Annotated in this window: 14 protein-coding genes and 1 pseudogene; 8 read left to right on the top strand and 7 right to left on the bottom strand. The window is 72.2% G+C overall.

Features of this window, described 5'->3' with window-relative positions; all coding sequences use genetic code 11:
* Positions 1-9 precede the first annotated feature (9 nt).
* The 3 genes and pseudogenes from WFK95_RS11615 (at position 10) to fahA (ending at position 3,235) form a co-directional block, all read left to right on the top strand.
* Positions 10-1,200: pseudogene (locus tag WFK95_RS11615) on the top strand (homogentisate 1,2-dioxygenase).
* The gene (locus WFK95_RS11610) at positions 1,197-2,042 is read left to right on the top strand and encodes a hypothetical protein (RefSeq protein ID WP_336670801.1); all 846 of its coding nucleotides are present in this window, start codon (positions 1,197-1,199) and stop codon (positions 2,040-2,042) included. Before WFK95_RS11615 ends, WFK95_RS11610 begins: the two are co-directional and overlap by 4 nt.
* Positions 2,039-3,235, top strand: coding sequence for a fumarylacetoacetase (gene fahA, locus WFK95_RS11605; RefSeq protein WP_336670800.1), 1,197 nt, complete (start codon positions 2,039-2,041; stop codon positions 3,233-3,235). The genes WFK95_RS11610 and fahA overlap by 4 nt, the downstream gene beginning before the upstream one ends.
* A 71-nt stretch (positions 3,236-3,306) precedes the next feature.
* On the opposite strand, the gene WFK95_RS11600 is transcribed toward fahA, so the two are convergent.
* Together WFK95_RS11600 and WFK95_RS11595 are read right to left on the bottom strand one after the other, a co-directional pair.
* A complete protein-coding gene (locus WFK95_RS11600; protein ID WP_224648183.1) occupies positions 3,307-4,332 on the bottom strand; it encodes an aspartate-semialdehyde dehydrogenase in 1,026 nt (341 codons plus the stop codon).
* Between the two features lie 2 nt (positions 4,333-4,334).
* The gene (locus WFK95_RS11595) at positions 4,335-5,600 is read right to left on the bottom strand and encodes an aspartate kinase (RefSeq protein ID WP_336670799.1); all 1,266 of its coding nucleotides are present in this window, start codon (positions 5,598-5,600) and stop codon (positions 4,335-4,337) included.
* A gap of 150 nt (positions 5,601-5,750) precedes the next feature.
* Here WFK95_RS11595 and WFK95_RS11590 point away from each other — a divergent pair, with 150 nt between their 5' ends.
* Together WFK95_RS11590 and WFK95_RS11585 are read left to right on the top strand one after the other, a co-directional pair.
* A complete protein-coding gene (locus tag WFK95_RS11590; protein ID WP_336670798.1) occupies positions 5,751-6,569 on the top strand; it encodes a hypothetical protein in 819 nt (272 codons plus the stop codon).
* Positions 6,570-6,616: 47 nt separating this feature from the next.
* Positions 6,617-7,837, top strand: coding sequence for a mannosyltransferase family protein (locus WFK95_RS11585; protein WP_336670797.1), 1,221 nt, complete (start codon positions 6,617-6,619; stop codon positions 7,835-7,837).
* A gap of 110 nt (positions 7,838-7,947) precedes the next feature.
* Here the strand turns inward: WFK95_RS11585 and WFK95_RS11580 are convergent, their stop codons facing one another.
* From WFK95_RS11580 to WFK95_RS11570, 3 genes are read right to left on the bottom strand one after another with little or no spacing between them, the layout of a single operon-like run.
* A complete protein-coding gene (locus WFK95_RS11580; protein WP_224648152.1) occupies positions 7,948-8,151 on the bottom strand; it encodes an MbtH family protein in 204 nt (67 codons plus the stop codon).
* A gap of 50 nt (positions 8,152-8,201) precedes the next feature.
* Entirely contained in the window at positions 8,202-9,041 is an 840-nt protein-coding gene (locus WFK95_RS11575) for an ABC transporter permease (protein ID WP_336670796.1), read from the bottom strand.
* Entirely contained in the window at positions 9,038-20,302 is an 11,265-nt protein-coding gene (locus WFK95_RS11570; RefSeq protein WP_336670795.1) for an amino acid adenylation domain-containing protein, read from the bottom strand. The genes WFK95_RS11575 and WFK95_RS11570 overlap by 4 nt, the downstream gene beginning before the upstream one ends.
* A 558-nt stretch (positions 20,303-20,860) precedes the next feature.
* Between WFK95_RS11570 and leuA the strand changes: the two genes are divergently transcribed.
* Positions 20,861-22,729, top strand: coding sequence for a 2-isopropylmalate synthase (gene leuA, locus WFK95_RS11565; RefSeq protein ID WP_224650693.1), 1,869 nt, complete (start codon positions 20,861-20,863; stop codon positions 22,727-22,729).
* A 7-nt stretch (positions 22,730-22,736) separates the two neighbouring features.
* Complete coding sequence (locus WFK95_RS11560; protein ID WP_224650695.1) at positions 22,737-23,459, top strand: polysaccharide deacetylase family protein; 723 nt, start codon at positions 22,737-22,739, stop codon at positions 23,457-23,459.
* On the opposite strand, the gene WFK95_RS11555 is transcribed toward WFK95_RS11560, so the two are convergent.
* A complete protein-coding gene (locus tag WFK95_RS11555; protein ID WP_336670794.1) occupies positions 23,460-24,392 on the bottom strand; it encodes a DMT family transporter in 933 nt (310 codons plus the stop codon).
* Between WFK95_RS11555 and WFK95_RS11550 the strand changes: the two genes are divergently transcribed.
* Positions 24,391-25,797, top strand: a complete 1,407-nt coding sequence (locus tag WFK95_RS11550) for an aminotransferase-like domain-containing protein (protein ID WP_336670793.1) — start codon at positions 24,391-24,393, stop codon at positions 25,795-25,797. The two genes, WFK95_RS11555 and WFK95_RS11550, sit on opposite strands and share 2 nt — an antisense overlap.
* Here the strand turns inward: WFK95_RS11550 and WFK95_RS11545 are convergent.
* On the bottom strand, positions 25,787-26,953 hold the full coding sequence (locus tag WFK95_RS11545) for a globin domain-containing protein (protein WP_336670792.1): 1,167 nt from the start codon (positions 26,951-26,953) through the stop codon (positions 25,787-25,789). The genes WFK95_RS11550 and WFK95_RS11545 overlap by 11 nt on opposite strands.
* Between the last annotated feature and the right edge of the window lie 12 nt (positions 26,954-26,965).

Raw genomic sequence — 26,965 nt, 5'->3', positions numbered from 1 at the left:
AGGACTCCCATGGCCTACTACCGCAGCGTCGGGACGATCCCGCCCAAGCGCCACACCCAGTTCCGGCGCGACAGTGGGGAGCTCCACTACGAGGAGCTGGTCGGCGAGGAGGGCTTCTCGTCCGACTCGTCCCTGCTCTACCACCGCGGAATCCCGTCGGCGATCACCTCTGCCGAGCCGTGGGAGCCCGGCGACCTGAGCCTGACGCCCAACGCGCCGCTGCTGCCGCGGCACCTGCGCCTGCACGACCTGTTCGACGGCGCAGCCTCAGCGGACCCGGTCACCGGGCGGCGCCTGGTGCTGGGCAACGCGGACGTGCGGATCTCCTACGTGGTCGCCTCGAATCCGTCGCCGCTGTACCGCAACGCGATCGGCGACGAGTGCGTATACGTCGAGGAGGGTTCCGGCGTCGTCGAGACCGTGTTCGGCGCCCTCGAATTCCGCACCGGCGACTACGTACTGATGCCCCGCGCGACCACCCACTGCTGGGTTCCCGCCGCGGGGACGACGGTGCGCGCCTAGGTGATCGAGGCGTGCGGCGGGGGCGGCGGGCACATCGCCCCGCCGAAGCGGTACCTCTCGCGGTACGGCCAACTGCTGGAGCACGCGCCGTACTGCGAGCGGGACCTGCACGGCCCGTCGGAGCCCCTGCTGCGCGAGGGTGTCGACGTGGAGCTTCTGGTCAAGCACCGCGGCGCCGCCGGCGCGACGGGAACGCGCTACGTGCTGCCGACGCACCCCTTCGACGTCGTCGGGTGGGACGGCTGCCTGTACCCCTACACCTTCAACGTCGCGGACTTCGAGCCGATCACGGGCAGGGTGCACCAGCCGCCGCCCGTGCACCAGGTGTTCGAGGGGCCGGGCTTCGTTGTCTGCAACTTCGTGCCGCGCAAGGTCGACTACCACCCGCTGTCCATCCCGGTGCCGTACTACCACTCGAACGTGGACTCCGACGAGGTGATGTTCTACGTCGCGGGCGACTACGAGGCGCGCAAGGGCACCGGCATCGGCCCGGGCTCGATCTCGCTGCATCCCGGCGGCCACGCGCACGGCCCGCAGCCGGGCGCGATGGAGGGCAGCATCGGCATGGAGCGGTTCGACGAGCTCGCTGTCATGGTCGACACCTTCGCCCCGCTGCAGCTGGGCGAGGGCGCGCGGGCCGTGGACGACGGTGTGTACTACCGCAGTTGGTCACGATGAGCCCGCTCCTGGCGGCGCTCGTGGACGACGCGGGCCTGTTCCCGCCGACGGCGCTGCCGATGCGCGAGGCGCTCGTCCGACACCGACACGACCTCGCCGGCGGCGACCCGATGCTCACCCACCGGTTCCTCTGCCCCGTCGATCTGATCGACGAGCTCCGCGCCGGGCTCGCCGACGACGATCGGATCGCGCTGGGCCTCATCGCCTCCGCAGGCACGTCCGATACAGCACTCGCGGCCGCTGCGGCGACGGTTGACGCCGACCCGCGCCTGCGGCTCGCCCTCGTGGAGATCGCGTGCGAACCCTCTGATCTGGACGCGGCGCTCCCGGCCGCGATGGCCCTGGGCACCGCGGTCTTCGTCGAGTCGCCCGACCGCACGGACACCCCGCGCCTCGCCACAGCCCTCGCGGGACGCGGGGCGGGGCTGAAGATCCGGTGCGGCGGAGTCCGCGCCGACCTGTTCCCCCACCCCGACGAGGTCGCGGCCGCGCTCGTCACGGCGGCCGCAGGCGACGTCCCGGTCAAGGCGACGGCCGGCCTGCATCACGCTGTCCGGCACCGGGATCCAGCGACCGGTTTCACCCACCACGGATTCCTCAACCTGGTGCTGGCCGCCGCGCGCACCGCGGCCGCCGGCGAGCCCGAAGCCGTGATCGCCGCTCTCGTGAGCACGGACGGCCCGGCGCTCGCGGCCGAGGCCCTGCGCCTCCCGCCCGACGGGGCCGCGCGGACCCGTCGGCTCCTGCGCGCCTACGGCTCGTGCAGCACCGCGACCCCGCCCGCCGAGGCCGCCGCGTTCGGCCTCGCCCCCGCATACCTGACCGAAGGACAGAGATCGTGACCACCACCTGGGCGCCCGTGCCCGCCGGCTCCGGCTTCGGCGTCGAGAACCTGCCCTACGGCGTCTTCCGTCCCGTCGGCGGCGCACCCCGCGTGGGCGTGCGCATCGGCGACCACGTTCTCGATCTCGCCGCGGCGCTCGCCGATCCCGTCTTCGCGGCGCCGTCGTTGAACGGCTTCCTGGCCCGTGGCCGCGCCGACTGGCGCCGGGTGCGCGCCGAGATCGTCGCGCTGCTCACCGATCCCGCACGGGCGGCCGAGGGCACCGTCGCCCTGCACCCGCTCACGGAGGTGACGCTGCAGCTGCCCTTCGAGGTCGCCGACTACGTGGACTTCTACGCCAGCGAGCACCACGCCACCAACCTGGGCCGCCTCTTCCGCCCGGACTCCGCTGCGCTGCTGCCGAACTGGAAGCACCTCCCGGTCGGCTACCACGGGCGCGCGGGCACCGTCGTCGCCTCGGGAACGCCGATCGTGCGGCCCGCCGGACAGCGGAAGGCACCGTCGGACGAGGCCCCCGCGTTCGGCCCGTCCGTGCGCCTGGACATCGAGGCGGAGCTCGGCTTCGTCGTCGGCGCGGGCAGCGACGCCGGGAAGCCCGTCGGCACTGGGGGTTTCGCCGAGCACGTCTTCGGCGTCTGCATCGTCAACGACTGGTCGGCCCGCGACATCCAGGCCTGGGAGTACGTGCCCCTCGGCCCCTTCCTCGGGAAGAGCTTCGCGACCTCGATCTCGCCGTGGATCGTGCCGCTGGAGGCCTTGGCGGCCGCGCGCATCGCGACGCCGCCGCAGTCGCCCGAGCCGCTCCCCCACCTGCGCGACGTCGAGGACTGGGGCCTGGACGTCGATCTCGTGGTCGAGCTCAACGGCGAGATCGTCTCGCGCCCGCCCTACGGGCCGATGTACTGGTCGCCCGCGCAGATGCTGGCGCACATGACGTCGAACGGCGCGCGGCTGCGCACCGGCGACCTGTTCGCCTCCGGCACGATCTCCGGCCCGGAGCGCGACCAGCGCGGCTCGCTCATCGAGCTCACGTGGAACGGCGCCGAGCCGCTGCGCCTGGCCGACGGCTCCGAGCGCACCTTCCTGGCGGACGGCGACGTCGTCACCCTCCGCGCCACCGCGCCGGCACCGGGCGGCGGCCGCATCGACCTCGGCGCGGTGACGGGGCGGATCGCCCCGACGCCCGCCTGACCCCGGGGGAACGACGAACGGCCCACGGATTCCTCCGTGGGCCGTTCGATCCGTTCCGTCGAGAAGGGCTGCTAGACCAGCAGCTCCGCGATCTGCACCGTGTTCAGCGCGGCGCCCTTCCGCAGGTTGTCGCCGCTGATGAACAGCGCCAGGCCGCGGCCCTCGGGCACGCCCGGATCCTGGCGGATGCGACCGACGAGCGAGTCGTCGGCGCCCGCGGCGGCGAGCGGCGTCGGCACGTCGACCAGCCGGACCCCAGCAGCAGAGCCGAGCAGCTCCTGCGCCCGCGCCACCGACAGCGGCTTCGCGAACTCGGCGTTGATCGACAGCGAGTGGCCGGTGAGCACCGGCACGCGCACGCACGTGCCGCTCACCAGCAGCTCGGGCAGGCCGAGGATCTTGCGCGACTCGTTGCGCAGCTTCTGATCCTCGTCCGTCTCACCCGAGCCGTCGTCCACGAGCGCGCCGGCGAGCGGCAGCACGTTGAAGGCGATCGGCGCGACGTACTTGTTCGGCGCGGGGAACTCCACGGCCGAGCCGTCGTGCACCAGCTTCTCGGCCTCGGGCTCCACGGCGCGGACCTGGGAGACGAGCTCCTCCACGCCGGCCAGGCCGGAGCCGGAGACGGCCTGGTACGACGAGACGATGAGCCGCTGCAGGCCCGCCTCGTCGTGCAGCACCTTGAGCACCGGCATCGCGGCCATCGTGGTGCAGTTGGGGTTGGCGATGATGCCCTTCTTCAGGTCGCGGACCTGCTCCGGGTTCACCTCCGAGACCACCAGCGGCACGTCCGGGTCCTTGCGGAAGGCGCTCGAGTTGTCGATCACCGTGACGCCGGCGGCGGCGAATCGCGGCGCCTGCACGCGCGACATCGTCGCGCCCGCGCTGAACAGCGCGATGTCGAGCCCCGTCGGATCGGCGGTCTCGGCGTCCTCGACGACGATCTCGCGGTCCCCGAAGGGCAGCTTCTTGCCCGCGGACCGCGAGGACGCGAAGAAGCGCACCTCGTCGGCCGGGAAGTTCCGGTCCAGCAGCAGCTGCCGCATGACGGCGCCCACCTGGCCGGTGGCGCCGACGACTCCTACGCGTACGCCCATGACTATCGCCCCGTCCCGCCGTAGACGACGGCGTCCTCGTCGGCACCCAGGCCGAAGGCCTCGTGCAGGGCCTTGACGGCCTCGTCGAGCTCGGTGTCGCGGATGAGCACCGAGATGCGGATCTCCGAGGTGGAGATCAGCTCGATGTTGATCCCGGCCGTGGACAGCGCCTCGCAGAAGGTGGCGGTGACGCCGGGGTGGCTCTTCATGCCGGCGCCGACGAGCGAGACCTTGCCGACGTGGTCGTCGTAGACCACCGAGTCGAAGCCGATCTCCTTGCGCAGGATCTCGAGCTTCTCGACGCCCAGCGGGCCGAGCTCGCGCGGCAGCGTGAAGGTGATGTCGGTGCGGCCCGTGTCCACCTTGGACACGTTCTGCAGCACCATGTCGATGTTGATCTCGGCATCGGCGATCGCGCGGAAGACGCGGGCGGCGTAGCCCGGCTTGTCCTCAAGGCCGACGACGGTGATCTTCGCCTCGCTGCGGTCGTGGGCGACGCCGGTGAGAATTGCCTCTTCCACGGGGATGTCCTCCATAGATCCGTTGACGATGGTGCCGGGCTTGGTCGAGTACGACGAGCGCACGTGGACCGGGACGTTGTAGCGGCGCGCGTACTCCACGCACCGGAGCATGAGCACCTTCGCGCCGCACGCCGCCATCTCGAGCATCTCCTCGAAGGAGACGGTCTTGAGGTGCTTGGCGTTGGGCACGATGCGCGGGTCGGCGGTGTAGATGCCGTCGACGTCGGTGTAGATCTCGCAGACGTCGGCGTTGAGCGCGGCGGCGAGGGCGACGGCGGTCGTGTCGGAGCCGCCGCGGCCGAGCGTGGTGACGTCCTTGGTGTCCTGCGAGACGCCCTGGAAGCCGGCGACGAGGACGATCTTGCCGTCGTCGATGGCGGCCTGGACGCGCCCGGGCGTGACGTCGATGATCTTCGCCGCGCCGTGCTTGCTGGTGGTGATCACGCCGGCCTGCGAGCCCGTGAAGGACTGCGCCTCGGCACCGAGCGAGTGGATGGCCATCGCGACGAGCGCGTTGGAGATGCGCTCGCCCGAGGTGAGCAGCATGTCCATCTCGCGGGCGGGCGGCGCGGGGCACACCTGGTTGGCGAGATCGAGCAGCTCATCGGTGGTGTCACCCATCGCGGAGACGACGACGACGACGTCGTTGCCCGCGCGCTTGGTCTCCACGATCCGTTCGGCCACGCGCCGGATGCGCTCGGCGGAGGAGACGGAGCTGCCTCCGTACTTCTGGACGACGAGTGCCACGTGGAACCTCTCCGTTGCGGGCTTCGATGTGCGCCTCGATCCTACCGACCTGGGTTCTTGGGCCCGGAGGGCACCGCTCCAAGCGGTGCGCAACCCACCGTTCAGCCGGATCGCGGATAATCGGTGGGAACGCGAACACAGGAGATCCCCATGAATCCCTACGGCGGCCAGAACCCCGGCCAGAACGCCGGCGGCGCCCCCGCCGGGCAGCCGGGCGGTCAGCCCGGCGCCCAGCCCGGACAGTGGCAGGGCGGCTACCCGCAGCCGGGCCGTCCGCAGGCCCCCCAGCAGGGCGGCTACTCCGTCCCCCAGGGCGGTCCCGCGGGCCCGCAGGGCACGCAGCGCTTCGGCCAGCCGGGGCAGCCCGGCCAGCCGCAGGGCGGTTTCCCCGCCGGCCCCCCGCCGTACGGGGGCGGCCCCGTCGGCGGCAACGGCGGGAACAACGGCGGCGGGGGCAACAAGGGTCTGATCATCGCGCTGGTCTCGATCGTCGCCGTGGTCCTCGTCGCCGGCGCGGTGGCCCTGGGGGTGAGCCTGCGCAGTGACGACACCTCGACCGCGTCGCCCGTCACCTTCTCGGCGGGCGCCACCACGACGACGGCGGGCGCCCCGACGTCGGGCGCGGTCGTCCCGCCGAGCGAACCCGCCACCCAGTCCGACGGCTTCCTCACCACCGCCCCGAAGACCACCACCGGCACGTCCACAGGACAGACGGTGCGCCTCAAGCTGTCGGCGACCGGCACGGGCGCGGGCGCGGTGCTCGTCGTCGGCGTGCAGGGCAACACCATCCCGAAGGCGTCGACGCTGCCGTGGGAGTGGCAGGGCACCGCGACGATCGGCGACCGGATGTCGCTGCTCGTCACCGGCACCGGCCCGGTGACCTGCACCATCGTCGTCAACGAGCAGGAGTTCACCCAGTCCGGGACGAACACCGTCGACTGCACGATCACCCGGGTCGCCGCGCCGTGACGGCGGTCGGCGCGCGCGGGGGCGCCGTGCCCGACACCGTCGGTACGATGCAAGCCGTGCCGACCGCCCCCGACCTCGCCGACTCCGGAGCCGCGACGGCACCGTCGTCCCTGCTCGACCGCACCCGCGACGTGTGGCTGCCGGTCGTCCTCTACCTCGCGATCCGCGGCATCGGCCTCGCGGTGCTCGCCCGGTTCGCGCAGCTCCGCAACCAGAACCTCGCCGATCTCCTGACGGCCTGGGACGGCAAGTGGATGATCGGCCTGGCCACCTACGGCTACAACGACATGCCGTGGCGGTTCGTGGACGCGCGGGGCGAGCACACCGCGGACACCGCCTACGCCTTCTTCCCCGGCTTCCCCATGCTGGTGCGGGCCGTGGCGCAGCTGCCCGGCTTCGACGCCTACCGCGCCGCCCTCACCGTCAACGTGATCCTGGGCTGCGTGGCCGCCGTCGCGGCCTACCGGCTGGGCCGGCTGTGCGTCGAGCACATGCCGAAGGTGCCCGTCCACCTCGCCGACCGGGCAGGACTCCTCACCACGGTGCTGTTCGCCGCGGCCCCGATGTCCATCGTGCTCACGATGGCGTACACGGAGGCGCTGTACTGCGCGCTGGCCGGCTGGGCCCTGGTGGGCGTGATGGAGCGCAAGTGGATCCTCGCCGGGATCTGCACGGCCCTGGCCGGCTTCTGCCGCCCCACGTCGGTGGTCCTGATCGGGGTGGTGGCGCTCGCGGCGCTCCTCGCGGTCCTCTCGTCCGGCGGTGCCGAACGCGTCAAGGCGGCGATCTGCGTGCTGCTCACGCCGCTGGGCTGGCTGACGTACCTGCTGGTCGTGGCGCACCACACCGGCAGCCTGACCGGCTGGTTCCGGATCCAGACGGAGGGCTGGGGCACCACCTTCGACCTGGGCGTGCAGACGTGGCAGTTCGTCAACTACACGCTGATCAACGGCTCGGACATCGCGGACCTGTCGGTCGTCGCGCTGCTCGCGGCGTCGATCGTGCTGATCGTGCTCGCGGTCCGCTCGAAGATGCCGTGGCCGATCACCCTGTACGGCGCCCTCGTCGTGATCTCGCTGCTCGGCTCGGGCGGCCTCATGATGTCGCGCCCGCGCCTGCTGCTGCCCGCCTTCGTGCTGCTGATCCCGATCGCCATCGCCCTGGCGAAGGCCTCGAAGCCGGCGCAGGTGTGGACCTGCGTCGGCGTCATCACCGTCACCTGCTGGTACGGCGCGCACATGGTGAGCGTGTACCCGCACGCCATGTAGGACGACGGGGCGGACGGCGCACCGTCGAACGCGACGGGGCCGGCCTCACGGCCGGGCGTACACCGCGGGCCGGCAGGGCCGAGCCCTGCCGGCGGCGGTGGAGGAAGAGGTCAGGCGCGCAGGCTGAGCGGACGGATGTCCGACCACGCCGACTCGATGTACTCGAGGCACTCCGCCCGGGAACGGCCGCCCTCGCCGAAGGCGACGGTCCAGCCGCGCGGGGCGTCGCGGAACGTGGGCCACAGCGAATGCTGGCCCTCGTCGTTCACCAGCACGAGGAACTCGCCGGACTCGTTGTCGAAGGGGTTGTTCATATTCGTTTCTCCTTGTTGGAGGGATGGTGGGTCGGTCGGTCTGTGGGCCGTCAGTGCTTCATGTACGCACGGGCGGCGAGGGGCACGATGATCACGATCATCGCGAGGGAGACGAGGGCCGAGTACGCGGTCGCGTGCTGCGCGGCCCAGTTGATGGGCTCGTCGACGACGGGCTTCGGGCTCAGGGGATTTCCGAAGGCCTCGCGCAGCGAGCGCGCCATCGAGGTCACGGGGTTCCAGGAGGCGATCGTGCGGAGCGGGCCCGGCAGGTCGCCGGAGGCGATGAACGCCGACGAGATGAAGGCCATCGGGAACATGACGATCATGCACAGCGCCTGCGCGGACTCCGGCGTCGAGACGGACAGGCCGATGAGGGCGCCCAGCCAGGACATCGCGAAACCGAAGAGGAACAGCACGGCCAGGGACACCACCGCGTCGACCCAGCTGCCCCGCATGCGCCAGCCGACCGCGAGGCCGACCAGCAGCATCACGGCCACGCTGATCACGTTGACCACGAGGTCGGACGTGGTGCGCCCCACCATGACCGCGAGGCGCGACATGGGCAGCGAGCTGAACCTGTCGATGATGCCGTTCTTCATGTCCGAGGCCACGCCGATCGCGGTGGGGCCCGAGCTGAACGCGACCGTCTGCACCAGGATGCCGGCGAGCAGGAACTCGCGGTACCGGTCGCCGCCCACCTCGCCGCCGAGCGCGGAGCCGAAGACGTAGCTGAACAGCAGCACGAACATGATCGGCTGCACCGTCGCGCCCAGCAGCAGCTGCGGGATCCGGACCAGCGTCGTCAGGTTGCGGCGGGTCATCACCGCGCAGTCGCTGAGGAATCCGCCCAGCGACGGCTCCCGCTCCCGCGGGAAGATGATCGCGGTCATGCGTTGTTCTCCTCGGTCTTGTTCGCGTCCTCGCCGGTGAGGGCGAAGAAGACGTCGTCCAGGGTGGCCTCGCGCAGCATCGCCGATTCGACGTAGACGCCGGCCTCCCGCAGGTCGTTGAGCACGGCGACGAGCTTGTGCTGGCCGTCGGCCACGCGGATCGCGCTGAGCCCGGAGGCCTCTCGGATCGCGGTGCCGTCGATGGCGTGCCGGGCCAGGATCGGCCAGGCGGTCACGCGGTCGCGCTCGCGCAGGCCGATCTGGATCAGGTCCGCCGCGGCGGCCGACTTCAGCTCCGGCACCGTGCCGGACCGGATGATCCGGCCCTGGTCGATGATCGTGACCAGGTCGGCCAGGATCTCGGCCTCGTCCAGGTACTGCGTGGTGAGCAGCACCGAGATGCCGTCCTCCTTGCTGAGCCGGGCGATCACGTCCCACACGTCCTTGCGGCTGCGCGGGTCGAGGCCGGTGGTCGGCTCGTCGAGCACCACCAGGCGCGGCCGGGCGATGATCGCCCCGGCCAGGTCGAGGCGCCGGCGCATGCCGCCCGAGTACGTGCCCGAGGCGCGATCGGCCGCGGCGGTGAGCCGGAACTGCTTGAGCAGCTCGTTCGCCCGGGCTTTCGCCGAGATCTTGTCGAAACCGTAGAGGCGGGCGAACATCTCGAGGTTCTCGCGACCGGTCAGGTTCTCGTCGACCGCCGAGTACTGACCCGAGAGGCCGATGATCGACCGGGCGCGGCGCGGATCGGCGAGGGCGTCGACACCGTCGATGGTCACGGAGCCCTCGGATGGCTTCATGAGCGTCGAGATGATCTTCACCGTGGTCGTCTTGCCGGCGCCGTTCGGGCCGAGCAGCGCGTGCACGCTGCCGGGCGCGATGTCGAGGTCGACGCCGTTGAGCGCGTACACCGCCTTCTTGCCGCGGCCGTACTTGCGGGCCAGGCCCCGGACGCTGACCAGCGGCTTCGTGTCGTCGAGGGTCTTGCTCTTCGACGTGACCACCGCGGTGTAGTTGCCGGTGAGGAAGACGTTCATGGTGCGGGCGACCTCGTCGATCGCCGGCGACGAGCCGAGCTGGTTGTGCGTCGCCTCGATGTCGTGCACCTGCACCAGGCCGGTCACGTACGGCCGCCACAGCTGCGGCACGAGGCCGCCCGTGGTCTGCTCCGTCGCGCGGAAGACCAGCATGTTGCCGTCGTACTCGCGGGGGCGGTGCGAGTAGCCCAGCGTCGTGTTGTGCCGGTAGTTCGCCAGCAACCGCTCCATCTGGCCGCGCGAGAGCTCGCGCGCCGGGCCGCCGGCCGACGCCAGCAGGTCCAGGGCGGCGTCGGTGCTCAGCTCCGCGTCGTCGTCCACGTCGAGGCCCACGAACTCGCGCAGCAGCGCCGCGATCGACATCTCTTCGCGCGGGCCGCGGTAGTCGCCCAGCGGGTAGGCGTCCATGAGGGCCAGGTTGACCTTCTCACCCAGTTCCCGCAGTTCGACGGCCATCTCGTGCGCGATGAGGCCGCCGAGGGACCAGCCGAGCAGGCTGTACGGCCCGTGCGGCCGGCTCGCGCGGATGTTGCGGACGTAGGTGCGCGCGAGCTCCCGGATCGAGTCGGCGGGCGGCATCGGGTACGAGATGCCGGGCGCCTGCAGGCCGATGATCGGGATGCTCGGGTCGAGCTCGCCCGACAGCCCGAGGTAGTTCCACGCGAGCCCGACGGCCGGGTGCACGCAGTACAGCGGCTCGACGCCCGGCGTGCCCGCGCGCAGCGGCAGGATCGGGTCGGTGATGGCGGTATCGGAATCCGCAGCCACGCCGGTGATCACGGCGGTGGTGGAGACCGGCGCCGGGGCGCCGGCGATCCGGGCCGCGATCGTGCCGACCTTGGCGTCCTCGAAGAACCAGCGGATGCTGGCGTCCTCGGCGTTGAACCGCTCGCGCAGCCGGTCGACGGCGATCGCGGCCTGCAGCGAGGTGCCGCCGACGGCGAAGAAGTCGTCGTCCATGCCGAGGGAGGCGACGCCGAGGACGTCGGAGAGGATCTCCGCGACGGCGCCCTCGAGGCTGGCCGCCGAGACCGCGCGCTGCTTGGCCGACGCGGGCCGCCCGACGGCCGCGAGCGGCGAGACCGGGGCCTCGTCGGCCTTCCCGCCGGACGCCGGGGCGCCGACGGGCGGCAGGGCCTTGACGTCGGTCTTCCCGTGCGCAGTGACCGGCACGCTGTCGATCTCCTGGAAGACCGCCGGGACCATGTGCCGCGGCAGGCGATCCCCGACCCACGATCGGAGGTCGCCCACGGTGACGGCACGCTCGGTCACGTAGTACGCGACCAGGCGGGCCGCGGCCTGCGCCTCGAGCGAGCCGTCGCCGCGGTCGACGACCACGACGGCCTGCCGCACGTCCGGGTGGCTCTCGATGGCCGTGGCCACCTCGCCCGGCTCCACTCGGAAGCCGCGGACCTTGAGCTGATCGTCGCTGCGGCCGACGAACTCGAGCACCGGCTCCCCGGAGTCGGAGGCGCGCCAACGCACCAGATCGCCCGTGCGGTACATGCGCTTGTAGCCCTGCGCGTCGTTGTACGGGTTCGCGACGAACCGCGACGCGGTGAGCTCCGGTCGGTCCAGGTAGCCGAGCGCCACACCGGGTCCCGCGACGTAGAGCTCGCCGACGGTGCCGGGCGCCACCAGGTTGAGGCGCTCGTCGCAGATCATCAGCTGGGCGTCGGTGACGGCGCTGCCGATGCCCACGTTGTCGGGGTCGACGGCGCCCATGGTCGCGGCGATCGTCACCTCGGTCGGGCCGTAGGCGTTGATCAGGATGCGGCCGTTGGACCAGCGGCGCGCCAGCTCGGTCTGCAGCACGTCGCCGCCCACGCTGAGCGCCTCGAGCAGCGGCAGGTCACGATCGGGGATCGTGGCGAGCGCCGCCGGGGTGATGAAGGCGTGGGTGACCTCGTTCTCCGCCAGGAAGTCGCCGAGCGGCGAACCGCCGTACAGCGTGACCGGCGCGATCACGAGCTCGGCGCGCGACCAGGTCGCGAGCAGCAGCTCGAGGATCGAGGCGTCGAAGCTGGGCGAGGCGAAGTGCAGCACCCGGGCGCCGGCGCCGACGGCGTGCTGGCGGACCAGGGTGTCGGCCATGGCGGCGAGGCCGCGGTGCGGCACGACGACGCCCTTGGGCCTGCCCGTGGAGCCGGAGGTGTAGATGACGTACGCGGGATCGTCGACGCCCACCGGCGCGACCTCGGCCGGCGGGTGCTGGACCCGCGAGGAGGCGAGATCCACCGTGACCCAGTCGACGGTCTTCGGCAGACCGTCCAGGACGTCGCGGACCGTCAGGCCCACAGCGGGTTTCGCGTCATCGAGGATGTAGCCGATCCGCTCCGTCGGATAGTTCGGGTCGACGGGCAGGTACACGGCGCCGAGGCGGGCGACGGCCCAGAACGCGACGACCGAGGCGGCGGACCGCGGGATCGACACCGCCACCCGGGTCGCGGTGCCCACGCCGAGCCCGGCGAGCCGGTTGGCGAGCGCCGAGACGGCGGAGTCCAGCTCCGAGTAGGTGTAGTGGAGCTCGCCGTCGCGCAGAGCGGGGGCACCCGGGCGCTGCCGCACGGCCCGCGCCAGGATCTCCGCCATCGTGTGCGGCTCGATCGTGGTGGAGGCGCGCTGGAACAGCTCCTGCTCCTCCGGCAGCAGCACCGGGAGGTCGGCCACCGGGGTGTCCGGCGACGCGACGCCGGCGGTCACCAGCCGGGCGAGGCGGCCGACGATGCCCTCGGCCGTCCCCGGCCGGTAGAGGTCGGTGCGGTAGCGCAGGTTGAACCGGAGTCCCTCCTCGACCTCCCGCACCTCGAAGGTGGCGTCGAAGGTCGTGGTGGCCGCGGCGAGGGGCAGCGGCTCCAGCTCGAACATGCCGCCGCCGTCGGAGGTGATGACGCTGAGCGGGTCGCCCAGGTTCTGGTGGCTCAGCACCACCTGGAAGACGGGGTGGCGGTCGCGGCTGCGCGGGGGCTGCAGCGCCTCGATGACCCGCTCGAACGGCGCGGTCGCGTGGACCAGGTCGTCGAGGTCGCCGCTGCGGATCCGGTCGACGAGGGCGTTGAAGCTCTCGGTGCCGGTCACGGTGGTGCGCAGCGCCACGGTGTTGACGAACATGCCGACCACGTCTCGCAGGCGGCGGTCGGTGCGGCCGATCACCGGCGTGCCCACGACCACGTCGTCGGCGCCGTTGACGCGGTGCAGCAGGGCCGCGAGGCCCGCGTGCAGCACCATGAACATGGAGACGCCGCGCTTGCCGGCGAAGTCCGCCAGGGCGTCCCGCTCGGCCTTCGGCAGCACGATGGCGACCTCGCCGGCGTCGGTCGAGCCGATCGTCGGGCGCGGGCCGTCGGCCGGGAAGGAGCTCTCCTCCGGCACGCCCGCGAGGCGCTCCGCGAAGTAGTCCACCGCGCCGGCGTCCTTCTCCGCCTGGCCACGCTGCCACACCGCGTAATCCGCGTACTGCAGCGGCAGCTCGGTCCATTGCGGCTCGGCGCCGGTGCTGCGGGCCAGGTACGCGGCCATGAGGTCGCGGGTCAGGGGCACCACGGAGGCGCCGTCGGCCGCGATGTGGTGCACCGCGATCGCGAGGATCGAGCCCTTGCCGGTGGGCGCCGTCATGACGCGCAGCGGCACGTCGCGGTTGAGCGCGAAGGGCCGCGCCACGAACTCGGCGATCGCCGACTCCTGGCCCGCGACGTTGGAGGTTGCGGTGCCGAACTCGGCGGCGAAGTCGCGGACCTCGGGCGCATCGGCGGGCAGGATCTCCTGGTACGGGCCCTCCGCGGAGGACGGGTACCGGGTGCGCAGGCTCTCGTGCCGCGCGAGCAGGTCGCGCAGGGCGGCGTCGAGGACGGCCTTGTCGACGGGGCGGCTCGCGAGGAAGGCCGCGCCGATGTTGTAGGTCGGGCCCGGATCGATCTTGTTCTGCAGCCACATCCGCTCCTGCGCGGACGACAGCGGCATGCGGTCGCCGCGCTGGACGCGCCGCAGACCCTGGTCCTCGAGCGCGGACTCGTTGGAGATCCGGTCGGGATCGCCGGTGAGGGCGGTCGCGATCGCGGCGGGGGTGCGCAGGTCGAAGACGGTCCGCGCTTCGATCCCGTTGCCCAGCAGGCCCACCAGCTCGTTCGCGGACAGCGAGTTGCCGCCGAGATCGAAGAAGTCGTCCTCAACGCCGATGGCATCGCTGCCGAGCACCTTGCGGAAGGCCTCGACGACGCGGCTCTCACCCGGGGTGGTGGGCTTGGCCGCGGCGTTGCCGGTGCCCCCGAAGTAGGGCTCCGGGAGGGCGGCGTTGTCGAGCTTGCCCGTGCTGCCCATCGGCACCGAGGCGATGATCATCACCGCGGCGGGAACCATGAAGCCGGGCAGGCGGGTCCGGACGTGGGCGCGGACCGCCGACGGGTCCACGTCGCCCTTGACGTACGCGACGAGAGCCGGCGCGCCGTCGGGGCCGGGGCGCACCTGGGTGGAGACGAAGTCGACGCCGGGCATCGTGTCGATGGTCGCGTCGATCTCGCCGAGCTCGATGCGGATGCCGCGGATCTTGACCTGGAAGTCGTTGCGGCCCACGAAGTCGACGATCAGCTGACCGCCGTCGCTGCGGGTCCAGCGCACCACGTCGCCGGTGCGGTACATGCGGGCGCCGGGCTCGCCGTACGGGTTCGCGACGAACCGGGACGCGGTGAGCTGCGGGCGACGGTGGTACCCGCGGGCCAACTGCGGACCGGCCACGTAGAGCTCACCGGGCATGCCGACGGGCACGGGGCGCAGCTCGTCGTCGAGCACCATGAGGCCCTGGCCGCGGACGGGCGGGCCGATCGGCACGCGGCCGTCGCCGGAGAGCGCGTCGGAGATCGCGGTCATGATGGTGGTCTCGGTGGGGCCGTAGCCGTTGTGCAGGCGGCGGCCGACGCTCCACTTCTTCGCCAGGCCGGGACCCAGCGCCTCGCCGCCGGCGAGGACGTGCGTCCACGACGGCACCGCGTCCTGGTTGACGGTGGCGAGCGTGGACGGCGTCAGGAAGCCGTGCGTCACGCCGTGATCGGCCACGATCTTCTCCAGCTCGCGTCCACCGGTGGTGCCCGGGGGCACCACGACGAGCGGCGCGCCCACGCGGATCGCCATGAGGTGCTCGAGCACCGTCGCATCGAAGGCGGTGGAGGCGAAGGCCAGCACCCGGGTGTCGGCACCGGTCTGCAGGCGCACGTGCAGCTCCTCGGCGAAGTTGCCGAGGCCGCGGTGGGTGACCACGGTGCCCTTGGGCTGGCCGGTGGAGCCGGAGGTGTAGATGACGTACGCCGCGTCGTCCAGGTTCGGGACGATCTGCGGGTCGTACCCGTCGCCGTCCAGGTTGTCCATCGCGACCCAGTTGACGCCCTCCACACCGAATCCGGAGGCGGTCACGCCCACGCGGGCACGCACGTCGTTCGCGATGTAGTCGCGGCGGTCCTGCGGATACTTCGGGTCCACGGGGGCGACCGCGGCGCCGGCCAGGGTGATGCCCCAGAAGGCGGTGATGGACTCCGCCGAGCGCGGCAGGTCGGTGAGCACGGCCTCGCCCGGCCGCGAGCCCGCGGCGAGGACGGCCGCGGCCACCTTGCGGGCGTCGGCGTAGAGCTCGCGGTAGGTGAGCGTGCGCGGCCCGTCGACCACGGCGGGACGGTTCGCGTAGGTGCGGGCGGCCTCGCGCATGAGCTGGCCGAGCGGGGTGTGGAAGTCGGCCTCCACGCCGCGCACCGGGGTCAGCTCGGCGAGCCGGTCCGCCGACATGATCGGGAGCTCGCCGATCGTGGTCTGCGGGTTCGGGCCCACCGCGGTGAGCACGGCGACGAGCGCGTCGAGGATCGACTCGGCCTGCTCGGCGCGGTACAGCTCCGAGGCGTAGCGCAGTTCGATGGTGCCGTCGGCGCCGAGGGTGAACTCGAGGTCGAAGCGGGCGATCGGCACGTCGACGGGGACGACCTCGACGTCGACGCCGGCCATCGGGAAGTGCTGGGTGTCGAAGGGCCGCTGGTTGAGCATCACCTGGAAGATCGGGTGCCGGCCGGCGGCGCGCGGCGGATCGACGAGCTCGAGCACCGACTCGAAGGGCAGGTCCGAGTGGTCCAGCGCGTCGAGGTCGCCGTGGCTGACGGCGGCCAGGTGCTGCGCGAAGGTGCGGTCGTTCGTGGTCCGGGTGCGCAGGGGGATCGAGTTCACGAACATGCCGACGAGGCCGTCGAGCTCGGCCTCACCGCGTCCGGCCACGGCGGTACCGACCACCAGGTCGCTCTGCCCGGACAGGCGCGAGATCGCCGCCGCCAGGGCCGCGTGCACCACGATGAACGGCGTGGTGGTGTGGGCCCGGGCGAGGCCGGCCACACCGGCCCACACCTCGGGCGCGACGCGGGTGTCGATCGAGCGGGCCGCGGAGACGACGCCGCCGGAGCGCGGCACCGCGGCGGGCGGCACCGACTCGGCCGGCGGGTCCGCCAGCACGTCGGACCAGAACCGGTCGAGCGCCTGGCGCGGCGCCCCGGTGAGGCGGTGCTTGTAGGAACGGGCGTGCTCGGTGTACGTGCGCGGCAGCGGCGGGAACTTCGGCGCCTTGCCGCTGGTCCGCGAGGCGTAGGCGGTGGCGAGATCGCCGGCCAGCGGCATCATCGACCAGCCGTCGGCGGCGATGTGGTGGATCACCAGCACGAGCACCTGGTGCCGGCCGTCGATGCGGTAGAGCCGCGCGCGGATCGGCACGTCGGCGGCCAGGTCGAAGGGCTCGCCGGCGTAGTCCGACGCGGCCGTCATCAGCTCGTCGAGCGCCACGGAGCGCTCGGTGAAGGGCACGAGGTTCGGGCCGGCGGGCAGCACCTGGACCTCGGGCTCGCCGGCGGTGGGGCCGTTGCGGTACACGGTGCGCAGCGGGGTGTGGCGCGCCACGACGTCGCCCAGGGCGACGCGCATGGCCGAGACGTCCACGTCGCCGCGCAGGTGCAGCGCGACCGGGATGTGGTACGAGCCATCGGGACTCACGCGGTTGCGGACCCACATCTGGTGCTGCGCGGGGAGCAGCTCGGCCGCCTCCTCGGGGTCCGACGGTGCCGCGAACTCGGGCTCCGGCTCGACGGTGGCGGCGGCCGCGCTCTCCGCTGCGGCGGCGATCGCCGCGGCGGGCACGGGGGCGCCGCCGATGGCGGCGGCGAGTCCCTCGACCGTGGGGTTGGCGAAGACCGTCGCCACGCTGACGCGGGTGCCGGTGGCGGAGCCGAGGCGCGCCGCGATGCGGGTGGCGGAGAGGGAGTTGCCGCCCAGGTCGAAGAGCGTGGTGGCGACGTTGAGGTCGATGCCCACACCCGGGATCACCTCGGCGAAGGCCGCCGCGACGAGCTTCTCGGCGTCCGTCTGCGGTCCGCGGCCGGCGAACGCGTCCACGGCGGCGCGCTCGGGCTGCGGCAGCTGCTTGTGGTCGACCTTGCCGTTGACGGTGAGCGGGAACTCACCGAGGGCGATGATGTGCGCCGGGACCATGTAGGCCGGCAGCTCCGCGGAGATGCTCGCGGTGATCGCGTCCACGTCGGCGGTGCCGGTGACGTAGGTGACCAGCTCCGCGGTGGCGGTGTCGTCGCCGTGGACGACGGTGACGGCGCGCTCGGCGCCCGGTACCCGCATGACGGCGGCGTCGATCTCGCCGAGCTCGATGCGGAAGCCGCGCAGCTTCACCTGCGAGTCGACTCGGCCGAGGAACTCGAGCTCACCGTCGGAGTCCCACCGGACGAGGTCGCCGGAGCGGTACATGCGCGCACCGTCGGCCTCGAAGGGGTTGGCCACGAACCGCTCCGCGGTCAGGAGCGGGTTGCCGTGGTAGCCCCGGGCGATGCCCGGACCGGAGATGTACAGCTCGCCGGGGATGCCCGCGGGCGCCGGGCGGAGGTACGGGTCGAGGACGTACAGCCGGGTGCCCGGGATGGGGCCGCCCAGGCGGACGGGCTCGTCGCCCTGGAGCGCGCCCAGGGTGACGGCGATGGTGGTTTCGGTCGGTCCGTAGACGTTGACCAGGGTGCGCCCCTTGGCGGCCCACTTCCCGACGAGGGCCTGCGGCACGGTGTCGCCGCCCACGCCGAGCGAGGACAGCGCGGGCAGCTTCGCCGGGTCGAGCGTGGCGACGGCTGCGGGGGTGATGAAGCCGCCGTTCACCTCGCCCTGCGCGAGAACGTCTTCCAGCTCCTCGCCGCCGTAGACGTCCGGCGGCACCACGACGAGCGCCGAGGCGCTCTCGACGGCCATGAGCAGCTCGAGGACCGAGGCGTCGAAGCCGGGAGAGACGAAGTGCATCACGCGCGAGCCGTCGGCGAGGCCGTGCGAGCGGACCAGCTCGGCGGCGAGGCTCGACAGGCCGGCGTGGGTCACGCTGACGCCCTTCGGCCGCCCCGTGGAGCCGGAGGTGAAGATCAGGTAGGCGGGGTTCGCGAGGTCGATCGCGGGCCAATCGGCCTCGCTGGCACCGGCGTTCGCTCCCGGTCCCCACACGCGTGCGAGGTCCGCGGGCGTGAGGGTGGCGACGGGGGCAGCGGCGGAGGCGATGTGCTCGGCGCGCTCGGCGGGCAGCTTGGGGTCGATCGGCACGAAGGCGGCGCCGGTCTTGGCGACGTCCCAGACGGCGATCACGGACTCGAGCGAGCGCGGGATGCGCAGCGCCACGCGCTCTTCGGGGGCGGCGCCGACGGTCATCAGGTAGCGCGCGAGGCGGTCGCTGTACTGGCCCAACTCGCCGTAGGTGATGCTGCGGTCACCGTCGACCACGGCGATCCGGTCGGGGTGCGCGGCGGCGGAGCGGCGTAGCAGCGCGGGCATCGGGACGGACGGCCCGGCGGCAGCGGGTGCGCCCGCGGCGGCGCCGGCGAAGCGGGTCCACTCGGCGGCCTCGGCATCGGTGACGACGTCGAACGCGGAGAGGGGCGTCCCGCCCGGCGCGGCGGCGAAGCGCTCGAGGTACTCCATGAAGCGCTCGAAGTGCGCGTCCAGGTCCGCCACGGTGTAGGCGGCCGGGTTGGCCTCCATGTCGATCCGCAGGGCGCCCTGCTCGGACTCGTAGACGGTGACGGCCACGTCCTCGGCCGGGCCGGAGGTGAGCAGGTTCAGGGTGCCGGCGGCCTCGCCCAGCGTGATCGCCGAGGAGAACATCATGATGTTGATCGTGTCGCCGAACGTGGAGCCGACCACGCCCTCGCGCAGCGTGGGCGCCTCCATCCGGGCCGCGGGGTAGAGCTGGTGCCGCAGGCCGTTGCGCAGGTCCAGGCCGGTGCCGTCGATGATGTCGGAGACGGTGGCGCCGACGCCCGCGCGGACCGGCACGGGCAGCACGTTGGCCGTCATGCCGGTCGAGCCCCGGAGCGCGGCGGTGGTGCGCGCGGCCACGGGCACCGAGACCGAGATCTCCTCGCGGCCCGAGACGGCGGCCACGTAGGCGCCGAAGGCGGCGATCACCAGGCCGGTGCGGTTGGTGCCCAGCCGCTCCGCCGCGGCCTCGAGGCGGGCGCCCGCCTCGGCGCTGGGAACGCCGTTGCGGCGTCGGTTCAGGCTCGACGGTGCCGCGACGACGCGGCTCAGGCCCGCCGCCTCGGGCAGGGTCGTGACGACGCCCGCCCAGTACTCCGCGTCGCCGTCCGCGCGCGCGGAGGCGAAGTACTTCTCCTCCGCGGTGACGAAGCCCTCGGGGGCGAGCGGGGCGGGCTTGAGGGGCGGGACCTCGGCGCCGGTGGCGCGGGCGGTGTACAGCTCGGCGACGCGGCGCTGGAGGATCGAGGCGCCGTAGCCGTCGATGACCGCGTGGTGCGCGCGGGCGTACCAGAGCCAGCGGCCCTCGGAGACGCTGATCAGGCGGTTGATGATCAGCTCGTCGGTCGCGAGGTCGATGGGGCGCGAGTACTCGGCGCGCATCCACGCGACGGCGGCGTCGATCCGCTGATCCTCGGGCAGGTCCGCCAGGCCGAGATCGATGACCTGCGCGGCGCTGTCGATGCTGCGATCGATCCACTGCACCGGGGCGCCGGACTCGTCGACCTCGATGCGGACGTACGGGGAGAGGAACTCGTCGCTGGCCTCGCGGGTCGCGGCCCGCATGGTCTCGACGTCGAACGGACCGCTGATGTCGACGTACTGCGCGACCGTGTAGGCGACGTCCGGAGACATCTGCTGGCCGAGCCACATTCCGTACTGGGCTCCGGTCAGGGAGTGCACCGCGTGGTCCACCAAGCTCTCCTCTACATCACGAGCGCAACGCAGAACGGTTGCAATCGCAGAATTGTAGGGACGCTGTGCTTGAAATTGCAACATCTTCAACCAGGATTCCCGTGAGCGAAGGTCACAGAAACACCGCAGGTGGCGATGGTCGTGCTCAACAAGATTCACCGACAGGCCGCCATCCAGCGGATTTGCGACCCGCAAGGCCGGGTTGCTCAGCTTCGACTTTGCTATATCGAATTCTGAGGGACACTTCTTCATCGGGACTTCATGGAAACGTGTTCTAGATCACAGCGAAATGCCCGATTCTCGGACGGGGTTTCCTGACACCGTTCCCGGACCGTCCCCCACGGCGGGTACCCGAGCCGCACGACGGTGCGCTACATTCGAGACGTGCAGTGGCGCGCTCTTCTCCTCGGTTGCCGCGGCGGGGTCTGATCCAGACCGGCTCCCCGTCGCGGGTTGAGCCGTGCAGTCGCGGCAGCGCCGGTCGAGTCCTCCCGGCCCCTCGCGGCCGAACCGTCCCTGCCCTTCGCAGGGGTGAACCCGAGAAAGTAACCTCGACCCATGAGTCCTGCAGCCGATTCCTACACCTCCGGCGTTTCGAAGATCACCGCTCCCGCCGGCCCCCGCAACCCGGGCCAGCCCGCGTGGAACCAGCAGCGCGGAAGCGCCATGCCCGCCCACCGCTACCGCTCCTTCGGCGACGAGGTCGAGCACGTCGAGCTCCCCGATCGCACCTGGCCCGACAAGGTCGCCACCACCGCCCCGCTGTGGTGCGCCGTGGACCTGCGCGACGGCAACCAGGCCCTCATCGATCCCATGAGCCCGGCCCGTAAGCGCCGCATGTTCGACCTGCTCGTCCGCATGGGCTACAAGGAGATCGAGGTCGGCTTCCCGTCCGCCAGCCAGACCGATTTCGACTTCGTCCGCGAGATCATCGAGGACGGCGCCATCCCGGACGACGTCACGATCCAGGTGCTGGTGCAGTGCCGTGACGAGCTGATCGAGCGCACCTTCGAGGCGTGCCAGGGTGCGAAGAACGTGATCGTGCACTTCTACAACTCGACCTCGGTGCTGCAGCGCCGCGTGGTCTTCCGCGCCGACAAGGCCGCGATCAAGAAGATCGCCACCGACGCCGCACACAAGGTGCTCGAGGAGGAGAAGAAGTACCCGGACACCGCCTGGCGCTACGAGTACTCCCCCGAGTCCTACACGGGCACCGAGCTCTCCTTCGCGAAGGAGGTGTGCGACGCGGTCACCGAGATCATCGCGCCCACGCCCGAGAAGCCGATCATCCTGAACCTGCCCGCCACCGTCGAGATGGCCACGCCGAACGTCTACGCCGACTCGATCGAGTGGATGAGCCGCAACCTGGCCCGTCGCGAGAGCGTCATCCTGTCGCTGCACCCGCACAACGACCGCGGTGAGGGCGTGGCCGCCGCCGAGCTGGGCTACCTGGCGGGCGCGGACCGGATCGAGGGCTGCCTGTTCGGCAACGGCGAGCGCACCGGCAACGTCTGCCTGGTCACGCTGGGCCTGAACCTGTACAGCCGCGGCATCGACCCGCAGATCACGTTCTCGGACATCGACGAGATCCGGCGCACCGTCGAGTACTGCAACCAGCTGCCGGTACCCGAGCGGCACCCCTACGGCGGCGACCTGGTGTACACCGCGTTCTCCGGCAGCCACCAGGACGCGATCAACAAGGGCCTCGATCAGATGAAGATCGACGCCGACGACGCCGACAAGGACGTCGACGACATCCTGTGGCAGGTGCCCTACCTGCCGATCGACCCCAAGGACGTGGGCCGCAACTACGAGGCCGTGATCCGCGTCAACAGCCAGTCGGGCAAGGGCGGCGTCGCGTACATCATGAAGGCCGACCACGGCCTGCAGCTGCCGCGGCGCCTGCAGATCGAGTTCAGCCAGTCGGTGCAGAAGATCACCGACGGCGAGGGCGGCGAGGTCACGCCCAAGGAGATGTGGGACGTCTTCGCCGGCGAGTACATCGATCCGATCCTGCCGCTGGAGCGCATGCGCCAGAAGGTGACCGCCTCCGAGGTCGACGGCGGCGTCGACCGCATCGACGCCGTGGTCAAGGTCGACGGCAAGGAGCAGGAGATCTCGGGCGAGGGCAACGGCCCGCTCGCGGCCTTCGTCGACGCGATCGGCACCGTCGGCTTCGAGGTCCGGGTCCTGGATTACAGCGAGCACGCGCTCTCCGCGGGCGACGACGCGCAGGCCGCCGCCTACGTCGAGGCGATCGTCCGCGTCGGCGACGAGGACCGCACCGTCTGGGGCGTGGGCATCGCGCCGTCGATCACCACCGCATCGCTGCGCGCCGTCGTCTCCGCGGTCAACCGCGCGAACGGCAGCCGCCGCACCGCACAGGAGGCCAGCGGCGAGGCCTCGACGCGGACCTGGGCGCCGTAACCTCCCGGTGCGGACCGTCCGCAAACGCCTGATCATCACGGCGGCCGTGCTCCTGTGCACGGCCGCCGTGCTGTACGGCCTACTGCAGGTGAGCAAGTCGCGTTCGTTCCAGTTCTTCGGCGACCTCGTCGACCGCGTGGACACCACGGAGCCCGTCGTGGCGCTGACCTTCGACGACGCGCCGACGAACGCCACCGCGGAGGTGCTCGAGACGCTCGGACGCTATGACGTGAAGGGAACGTTCTACGCGCTGGGGTCCGAGCTCGAGCGCCACCCGGACCTCGGACGCCGCATCGTGGCGGAGGGCCACGAGCTGGGCAACCACACTTTCAGTCACCGGCGGATGGTGGGGACCAACGAGACGCCCGGCTTCGTGCGGGCCGAACTCGACCGCACGGACGCGGCGATCCGGGCCACCGGGTACGACGGTCCGATCACGTTCCGCCCTCCGTACGGCAAGAAGCTGTTCGTCCTCCCGTGGGAGCTGTCCCGGCGCGGCGTAACGACGGTCACCTGGGACGTGGAGCCCGATACCCTCCATGCCGGGGACGCCGACGGCATCGAGCGCTACACCGTCGAGCGGACACGGCCCGGCTCGATCGTGCTGCTGCACCCCTTCTGCGCGGACGAATGCCGAGCCGACCGCGAGGCACTGCCCCGGATCATCGAGCGACTGCGCGCGGACGGCTTCCGCTTCGTCACCGTCCGCGAACTGCTCGCCCTGCGCTGATCACCGGGTTCGCGCGCGGGTGCGGACCGCCAGGGCCGCGGCGGCGATGACGGCCAGGCCGCCGAGCACCGTCGACCAGCCGATCGGCTCGCCGAGCAGGAGCGCCGCCCAGGCGATCCCGAAGACGGGCTGTACCAGCTGGACCTGGCTCACGGTGGCCATCGGGCCGATCGCGAGCCCGCGGTACCAGGCGAAGAAGCCGAGGAACATGCTGACCAGGCCGAGGTACGCGAAGGACCACCACGCGGCTGCCGTGCCGCTCACGCCGTCGCGGGCGCCGAAGGCGGTGAGCGCCAGCATGACCGGCGCGGCCACGACGAGGGCCCACGAGATCGTCTGCCACGCACCGAGTTCGCGGGCGAGCAGGCCGCCCTCCGCGTAGCCGATCGCGGCCGCGATCACCGCGCCGAACAGCAGCAGGTCGGACAGGCGCAGCGTGCCGATCCCGCCTCCCTGCACCACGGCGAAGGCAACGGCACACGCCGCCCCCACGGCCGCCGCCAGCCAGAAGGCCGACGGCGGCCGCTCCCCCGTACGCCACACGGCTGCGACCGCGGTCGCAGCCGGTAGCACGGCGATGACGACGGCGCCGTGCGACGCCGACGAGGTCGTGAGAGCGAACGAGGTGAGCACCGGGAAGCCGATCACCACGCCGAGCGCGACGACCCCCACGCGGACCCACTGCCGTCCGCGCGGGAGCGACTGCCGCGTCACGAGCAGCGCGATCGCGGCCAGCAACGCGGCGATCACGGCGCGGCCGGCGCCGACGAACAGGGGCGGGAGGCCACCGTCGGACACCGCGACGCGGGTGAACGGCACCGTGAAGGAGAAGGCCAGCACCCCGAGCAGGCCCCACAGCAGCCCGGACCGTGCCGGGCCCGACGGCGGTATCACTGCCGCGCGCTCGAGAGTAGCGCTATCATGGTCTTTCATGTCCAACGATAGCAGTGCCGTGCGGCTGACGACAGCGCTGCGGGCCTGGATCGCGGCCGCCCCGCCCGGGGCCAAGCTGCCGTCGACCCGCGCACTGGTCGCCGAGCACGGAATCAGCCCCGTCACCGTCCAGCAGGCGCTGCGCTCCCTCGCGGCCTCGGGAGCCATCGAAACACGTCCCGGCATAGGCACGTTCGCGCGGGTGGAGCGCGCCGCCCGCCCCGTCGACGTCGGCTGGCAGACGGCGGCGCTCGGCGCCGCGGGCCGCCGAACCCCCGCTGCGCCCACGGCCCTGCAACCCTCGGACGGCGACGCCATCGGCCTGCACTCGGGCTATCCCGCACGCGAACTGCTACCCGAGCGGCTCGTGCGCCCAGCCCTTGCCCGCGCCTCGCGGAGCGAGGCGCTGCTGGGGCGTCCGCCGGTCGCCGGGCTCCCCGAACTGCGATCCTGGTTCGCCGCGGAGCTCGCCGCGCTCACGCCCGCCGGAGTCGGCCCCGTCGGTGCGCGCGACGTGGTGGTGACCCCGGGGAGCCAGGGCGCGCTGCTCACCGCGTTCCGCGCCCTCGTGGGCGCGGGCCGCCCCCTCGTCATGGAATCGCCGACCTACTGGGGCGCGATCCTGGCGGCGGAGCAGGCCGGCATCGACGTCGTGCCGGTACCGAGCGGACCGTCGGGCCCGGATCCCGACGTCGTGCGGCGCGTCCTCGCCGAGACCGGGGCGCGGGCCTTCTACGCGCAGCCGCGATTCGCGAGCCCGACGGGGGCCGTCTGGGACTCCGAGCGGGCCACCGCGATCCTCGACGCCGTCCGCGACGCCGGCGCCTTCCTCATCGAGGACGACTACGCGCGGGACTTCGGGATCGATGTCGAGCCGGTCCCGATCGCGACCCGGGACGATGCCGGTCACGTGGTCTACATCCGCTCGCTGAGCAAGAGCGTGGCCCCCGCGGTGCGGGTCGCCGCCGTCATCGCGCGCGGTCCGGCGCGGGACCGGATCCTCGCCGACACGCAGGCGGACGCGATGTACGTGAGCGGAGTGCTGCAGGCCGTCGCGCTCGACGTGGTGACCGCTCCGGCCTGGCGCACCCACCTGCGCCGGCTCGGCCGCCAGCTGGGTGAGCGGCGCGATCTGCTCCTGCGCTCGCTGCACGAACACGCGCCCGCGGTGGCCGTGGACGCGGTCCCGCGCGGCGGCCTCGCCCTGTGGGCGCGGCTGCCCGGCGACGTGGATCTCGGCGCGGTGGTCGACCGCTGCCGACGGGGCGGCCTCGTCGTCGGGCCCGGCGACGAGTGGTTCCCCGCTGAACCGACGGGCAATCACCTGCGCCTCGCCTACGCCGGGCCGCAGCCGGAACGATTCCCGGAGGCGGCGCGGATCCTTCAGGCCGCGATCACACGGTAGGCGTGAAGGCCTCGAACCACACCCGCTCGCGTGGGACGCCGGCGCCCTCGAGTTGCGCGGCCGCGCCGGTCATGAACGGCAGCGGGCCGCAGAGGTAGGCATGGGCGTCGGGCGGGATGGGGAGGCCACTCAGATCGATCCGGCCGCGGGACTCCGCTTCGCCCAATGGGTACCCGTCGGGCAGCGCGTCGTACCAGGTGTGCAGCGCGGCGCCCGGAATGCGGCCGACGAGCTCGTTCAGCTCGGTCCGGTGCGCGTGGGTCGCCCGGGTGCGATCGGCATGTGCCACGATCACCCGGCGCGCGCCGCCCTCCTCCGCGAGGTGGTGGAGCATGCCGAGGACCGGGGTGATCCCGATGCCCGCCGAGGCGAGCACCAGCGGGGTGGCGGGGTCGCTGTCGAGCACGATGTCGCCGAAGGGCGGCGAGACCTGCAGGCGTGCCCCTTCGAACGCGTATTCGTGGAGGTACGACGAGACCGCGCCGTCGCGCCGCACGCCGATCCGCCACCGGCCTTCGCCCGCGCCGGACAGGCTGTACTGCCGGATCTGGCGCGCGCCGTCGGGCAGCCGGGTAGCGACCGAGATGTACTGCCCGGGAAGGAAGTCCGGCAGCGCATCGCCGGACGGGTCGGCGAGCACGAAGGCGACGGTGTGCGGGGTCTCCTGGCGACGCTCGTCCACCACCACCGTGCGCCACACCGTCTCGGGGCTCACCCCGGCCGCACCGTAGAGCCCCTTCTCGAGGGTGATCAGCTCGTCGGCGAGCTGCCAGTAGAGCGCGCTCCACGCCTCCGCCACCGCGGGCGTGACGGCGTCCCCGAGCACCTGCGCGATCGCCGCGAACAGGTGCTCGTGGACGACCGGGTACTGCGCCGGGGACACTCCCAGCGAGGCGTGCTTGTTCGCGACCCGCTCGAGCATCGACCGCGCGGAGAGCTCCTCGTCGACGACGGCGGTGGCGTACATCGCGATCGACGCGGCCAGCGAGCGTTGCTGGGCACCCACCGCCTGGTTGCCGCGGTTGAACAGGTCGCGCTCCAGGTCGGGGTGCGCCTCGAACAGGCGGCGGTAGAAGATCGGCGTGATCTCGTCGATCGCGGCGCCCACGGCGGGCAGGGAGTCGCGGACGACGGCGATCTGGGCTTCGGTGAGCATGGGCATCGATCC

The organism is Tsukamurella sp. USMM236 (assembly GCF_037148755.1).
Lineage (GTDB): Bacteria > Actinomycetota > Actinomycetes > Mycobacteriales > Mycobacteriaceae > Tsukamurella.
This window is presented reverse-complemented; position numbering and strand designations above follow the sequence as displayed.